The organism is Phaeobacter sp. B1627 (assembly GCF_006265095.1).
In the GTDB taxonomy this organism is placed as follows: domain Bacteria; phylum Pseudomonadota; class Alphaproteobacteria; order Rhodobacterales; family Rhodobacteraceae; genus Epibacterium.
In genome coordinates, this window is record NZ_VCNK01000029.1 from 75519 (window position 1) to 81695 (window position 6177).

Genomic DNA, 6177 nt, shown 5'->3' on the forward strand with positions numbered 1-6177 from the left:
GACGATGGACTTGAACAAGTTCACTGAACGGGCACGCGGTTTTGTACAGGCGGCTCAGACGATTGCTTTGCGCGAAGGCCACCAGCGGCTCAGCCCGGAGCATATACTCAAGGCTCTGCTGGACGATGACCAGGGCATGGCGACCAATCTGATTTCCCGCGCCGGTGGCGATGCTGCAGGCGTTGCCGAGGCGGTCGAGGTCGCGTTGGGCAAGCTGCCCAAGGTGTCCGGCGATTCCGGCCAGGTCTATCTGGATGGCCAGACAGCAAAGGTTTTGGACGAGGCTGCAAAGATCGCTGAAAAGGCGGGCGATAGCTTTGTGCCGGTTGAACGCGTTTTGACCGCGCTGGCGCTGGTGAAATCAAAGGCAAAAGACGCGCTGGATGCGGGCAATGTGACCGCACAGAAGCTGAACGAGGCCATCAATGACATCCGTCAGGGCCGAACCGCTGACTCGGCCAATGCCGAGGATAATTATGAAGCGCTGAAGAAATATACGCTCGACCTGACGGAGCGGGCACGTCAGGGCAAGATCGATCCGATTATCGGCCGCGACGATGAGATTCGCCGGGCCATGCAGGTTCTGTCGCGCCGCACCAAGAACAACCCCGTGATGATCGGTGAACCCGGCGTCGGTAAAACGGCGATTGCCGAAGGCATGGCCTTGCGCATCATCAACGGGGACGTCCCCGAGAGCCTGCGGGACAAACGTCTGCTGGCCCTTGATATGGGGGCGCTGATCGCCGGCACCAAATATCGCGGCGAGTTTGAGGAGCGGCTGAAGAATATCCTCAATGAGGTCACGGACGCCGCAGGCGAGGTCATCTTGTTCATTGACGAGATGCACACGCTGGTCGGGGCTGGGAAATCCGACGGCGCAATGGATGCCGCGAACCTGATCAAGCCGGCCCTTGCGCGCGGTGAGTTGCACTGTATCGGTGCCACGACCCTGGATGAATACCGCAAGTATGTGGAGAAGGATGCGGCCCTTGCGCGGCGGTTCCAGCCGGTCATGGTCTCCGAACCGACGGTGGAAGACACGATCTCTATCCTGCGGGGCATCAAAGAAAAATACGAGCTGCACCACGGCGTGCGGATCGCGGATGCATCCTTGGTCGCGGCCGCCACCTTGTCGAACCGCTATATCACTGACCGCTTCCTGCCCGACAAGGCCATCGACCTTGTGGATGAAGCGGCGGCACGGCTGCGCATGGAGGTGGATTCCAAACCCGAAGAGCTGGATGCGCTGGACCGGCAGATCCTGCAGATGCAGATTGAGGATGAGGCGCTGAAGCTGGAAGAAGATGCCGCCTCAAGGGACCGTCTTGAGCAGCTCCAGAAAGAGCTCGCCGATCTGCAGGAGCGGTCTGCCGAGATGACCGCCCAATGGCAGGCGGAACGGGACAAGCTTGCCTCGGCCCGTGATCTGAAAGAGCAACTGGACAAGGCGCGGGCCGAGTTGGACATTTCCAAGCGCGAAGGCAATCTCGCTCGCGCCGGCGAGCTGTCCTATGGCGTCATTCCCGAGCTTGAGAAGCAGCTGGCCGAAGCCGAGCAAAAGGAAGAACAAGGGGTGATGGTCGAAGAGGCGGTGCGGCCTGAACAGATCGCGGCCGTGGTGGAGCGCTGGACCGGCATCCCCATGTCGAAGATGCTAGAGGGGGAACGTGAAAAGCTGTTGCGCATGGAAGAGGGGCTGCATGCCCGTGTGATCGGCCAGAACACCGCCGTGACCGCCGTTGCAAACGCTGTTCGCCGCGCCCGTGCGGGGCTGAATGATGAGAACCGCCCGCTCGGGTCGTTCCTGTTCCTCGGCCCGACCGGGGTCGGGAAAACGGAACTCACCAAGGCAGTCGCCGAATTCCTGTTCGACGACGACAACGCCATGGTCCGCATCGACATGTCGGAGTTCATGGAAAAGCATAGTGTTGCGCGTCTGATCGGTGCCCCTCCGGGCTATGTCGGTTACGACGAGGGCGGTGCCCTGACAGAGGCCGTGCGGCGGCGCCCCTATCAGGTGGTGCTGTTCGATGAGGTGGAAAAAGCCCATCCGGATGTGTTCAACGTGCTGTTGCAGGTGCTGGATGACGGTGTCCTGACGGATGGTCAGGGCCGCACCGTCGATTTCAAGCAGACGTTGATTATTCTGACGTCGAACCTCGGGGCTCAGGCGCTGAGCCAATTGCCCGACGGCAGCGATGCGGCGGATGCAAAACGGGATGTGATGGACGCTGTGCGGGCGCATTTCCGTCCGGAATTCCTCAACCGTCTCGACGAGACCGTGATCTTCGACCGGCTTGGGCGTCAGGATATGGGCGGAATCGTCGATATTCAGCTGCGGCGTCTGGCAAAGCGTCTGGCTCAGCGCAAAATCACGCTGGAGCTGGACGAGGGCGCCAAGACCTGGCTGGCGGATGAGGGCTATGACCCGGTATTCGGTGCCCGGCCGCTGAAGCGGGTGATCCAGCGGGCCCTTCAGAACCCACTGGCCGAAGCCCTCCTGTCGGGTGACATTCGGGACGGGGATACTGTTCCGGTCTCTGCCGGGGCCGAAGGTCTGGTGATTGGTGATCGTCTGGGGACCAGCGACCGGCCGCGCCCGGATGATGCCGTGGTGCACTGAGTTCGGTTGAATGTGATACACAGGGCCATCCGAGAGGGTGGCCCTGTTTTGCGTTCAGAGCGCAGAATTCGGGACGCTTGGATGCGAATGCCATGCAGATGTCATGGGTTTTGCGTGATATAGCGTGGTTCCTCATTTGGGGTTGCGCGGTGATTTGTAGGGAAGTGACATGGGGTTTGCGATGAATGTGGTTTCGGTACTGGCAGTTGTCTTCATCTGCCTGCTGGGGGCTTGTGCCCTGATCGGGCTGGCGATGTTCGTTATCGACCGCACGCAGTCGCAGGATGCGATCAGGCGCAACTATCCGGTGCTCGGTCGGTTCCGCCATCTCTTCAGCACGCTCGGAGAGTTCTTCCGCCAGTATTTCTTTGCCATGGACCGTGAGGAACTGCCGTTCAACCGGGCGCAGCGGGACTGGATTGCGCGGGCCGGTGCGGGGGTGACCAATACCGTGGCCTTCGGCTCCACCCGGAACATGGCGGTGCCGGGGACGCCGATTTTTGTCAATGCGGCCTTTCCTCCTCTGGATGACCAATACGCCAGCACGGAGCCGATGCTGATCGGCCCGACGGCGCGGGTCCCATATAATGCCCCCTCTTTTTTCAATATCTCGGGTATGAGCTACGGTGCACTGTCCCGCCCTGCCGTCATGGCGCTCAGCCGCGGCGCCCGAGAGGCAGGGGTCTGGCTCAATACGGGCGAGGGGGGGCTCAGCCCTTTTCATCTCGACGGTGGTTGCGACGTCGTTTTTCAGATCGGCACCGCCAAATACGGGGTGCGGGACGCACTCGGCAACCTGAGCGAAGAGCGCCTGACAGAGATCGCCCGCAACCCTCAGGTTAAAATGTTCGAACTGAAGCTTGCTCAGGGTGCCAAACCCGGAAAGGGCGGCATTCTGCCTGCCGCAAAGGTCAATGCTGAAATCGCGGCGATCAGGGGCATACCGGAAGGCGAGGCGAGCATTTCCCCGAACCGGCACCCGGACATCGCAACCTATGACGAACTGCTCGATATGGTGGCGCGTGTGCGGGGCATTTCGGGCAAGCCGGTCGGCATCAAAACGGTTGCCGGGTCCGAGTCCGCCTTGCGTGAAATGTTCATGTTCTTCGCCGCGCGCCCGGAGGATGTGCCCGACTTTATTACCCTCGATGGCGGCGAGGGAGGCACCGGGGCTGCGCCGATGCCATTGATTGATCTCGTCGGCATGTCCGTGCGCGAGGCCTTGCCGCTGGTCTGCAACCTGCGCGACGAATATGGTTTCAAGGACCGCATTCGCCTCATTGCCAGCGGCAAGCTGGTGAACCCCGGCGATGTGGCGTGGGCCTTGGCTGCGGGGGCTGATTTCGTCACATCCGCCCGGGGGTTCATGTTCTCGCTGGGCTGTATCCAGGCGCTGAAGTGCAACCGCAACACATGTCCGACGGGGATTACCACCCATGATCCGCGCCTGCAGCAGGGGCTTGTGGTCGAAGACAAATACCTCAAGGTGGCGCGCTATGCGCGGGAGGTCATCCACGAGGTTGAGACCATCGCCCACTCTGTTGGTGTCGACGAACCGCGCAAGATGCGTCGTCGCCATATGCGCATCGTGCAGGAGGACGGGGGATCGCGGCCGATGAATGAAATCCTGCCAAGTTACAGTGCTGTCGCGGAGATGTGAGCGGATATGTTTTTGTTCTGAGGCCCGGACGGGTTACCTGAAGGAGACCCTCGAACCGCAGGAGCGTACCCATGGCCCACCGCTGGCAAAACGATTTGACTGACCGCGATGTCACGCCTGAGGGCGTGTTCTGGAACAGGCGCAGGCTTCTTGCCGGGTTGGGCGGCGTTGGTCTGGGCGCGATCGGGGCCGGCAATGCAGCTTTGGCAGAGGGTGCGGAGCTGGAGCCCAACACCTGGGAAGACGTCACCAGCTACTGCAACTTCTATGAATTCGGCACCGGTAAAACCGACCCCGCCACCTATGCGGGACAGATGACGACCTCGCCCTGGCAGGTAGAAATCGACGGGCTGGTGGACCGCCCCGGCGTCTATGACTTCGATCAGATCATGTCCGAGATGTCGATCGAAGAGAGGATCTATCGTTTCCGCTGCGTCGAGGCCTGGTCGATGGTGGTTCCGTGGCAAGGGTTCGAGCTTGCCGATCTCCTGGCCTTGGCGGGCGTGCAATCCGAAGCCAGATATGTCGCGTTCGAGACGCTCCTGCGCCCGGAAGAAATGCCGGGCACCCGATACGGAGTTCTCGACTGGCCCTATCGTGAAGGGCTGCGGCTGGACGAGGCGCTGCACCCGTTGACGATCATGGCGACCGGCATTTTCGGCAAGCCATTGCCCAACCAGAACGGGGCTCCGCTGCGTCTTGTCGTGCCGTGGAAATACGGCTTCAAATCGATCAAGTCAGTGGTGAAGATCACCCTGACAGATCAGGAACCTGCAACGAGCTGGAACATGGCCAATGCGCGCGAGTATGGGTTTTACAGTAACGTGAACCCGGAGGTCGATCATCCCCGGTGGAGCCAGGCCAGCGAGCGCCGGATCGGCGGCGGGCTGTTTACCCGCCGTCAGCCCACATTGATGTTCAATGGCTATGAGGCCGAAGTTGCCGCGCTATATGATGGCATGGACCTGTCGAAAGACTTCTGATGGATGCGAGCCGCCTGAATGGCCTTCTGCGCCGTGTCCCCTCCTGGGCTGTGTATATGTGTGGGCTGGCTCCGGCGGTCTGGTGGTTCGCCTTGGCTTTGAACGGGGCGCTGGGGCCTGACCCTGTGAAGGCGTTGGAGCATCGCTATGGCGAATTCGCGCTTCAGTTCCTGGTTGCGAGCCTGGCGGTCACCCCGTTGCGCCGGTATCTGGGCCTCAATCTGATGAAGCACCGGCGGGCGCTGGGCCTTTTGTGTTTCGCCTATGCTGGTCTGCATCTTCTGGTCTGGCTGTTTCTGGACGTGCAGAGTCCGGCGCAAATTCTGGCGGATATTGCCAAGCGGCCCTACGTGACCGTCGGTATGGCCGCTTTCGTGGTGTTGCTTCCGCTCGCCGTGACCTCCAATCAGGCGTCCCTTCGGGCGCTCGGCCCCTTGTGGCGACGCCTCCACCGCCTGAGCTACCCGGCTGCGCTGCTGGCGGGCCTCCACTATGTTTTGCTCGCCAAGGGCTTTCAGCTTGAACCACTCGTCTACCTCGCGGGGATCATCTTGCTTTTACTGACGAGGCTTCGCCTCCCGCAGTTCGGCCGCCGGGCGCGCTACATTTCTGGTGAGTAGCATAGTGGCGTTGTGCCTGTCCCTGTGCCCGGGTGGGCGGCCATCGTGGAATCATCAGAGAGCCGGACCCAGAGACTCGGGCTCAGGCACCGGAGATTCTGCTTTTGACTGCCTGGGTCGGCGGGAATGCTGGTGATTCAGCCCTTCGGGCCGCAGAAGTTGGAGAGTTTTGGGGGGGAGACGCGAGAGAAATGCCCCGATGCCGAAGCTCTAATCCCTTGAAAATAGGGCTGTATGACGGGAAAAGCTGAAAAAATGACAGTTTTGCAAAAAAGGGGTTGCGGGTATTTT

General features: G+C 61.0%; 4 protein-coding genes. All 4 read left to right on the top strand.

Annotated elements, in window-relative coordinates:
* The first annotated feature begins 4 nt into the window (after positions 1-4).
* The 4 genes from clpB to msrQ all read left to right on the top strand — a co-directional run bounded on the left by clpB (position 5) and on the right by msrQ (position 5886).
* The gene (clpB, locus tag FGE21_RS15595) at positions 5-2623 is read left to right on the top strand and encodes an ATP-dependent chaperone ClpB (RefSeq protein WP_139664355.1); all 2619 of its coding nucleotides are present in this window, start codon (positions 5-7) and stop codon (positions 2621-2623) included.
* Between the two features lie 169 nt (positions 2624-2792).
* The gene (locus tag FGE21_RS15600) at positions 2793-4283 is read left to right on the top strand and encodes an FMN-binding glutamate synthase family protein (RefSeq protein ID WP_139664356.1); all 1491 of its coding nucleotides are present in this window, start codon (positions 2793-2795) and stop codon (positions 4281-4283) included.
* Positions 4284-4354: 71 nt separating this feature from the next.
* Complete coding sequence (gene msrP, locus FGE21_RS15605) at positions 4355-5266, top strand: protein-methionine-sulfoxide reductase catalytic subunit MsrP (protein ID WP_139664357.1); 912 nt, start codon at positions 4355-4357, stop codon at positions 5264-5266.
* Complete coding sequence (gene msrQ / locus FGE21_RS15610) at positions 5266-5886, top strand: protein-methionine-sulfoxide reductase heme-binding subunit MsrQ (protein WP_139664358.1); 621 nt, start codon at positions 5266-5268, stop codon at positions 5884-5886. Before msrP ends, msrQ begins: the two co-directional genes overlap by 1 nt.
* Positions 5887-6177: the final 291 nt, after the last annotated feature.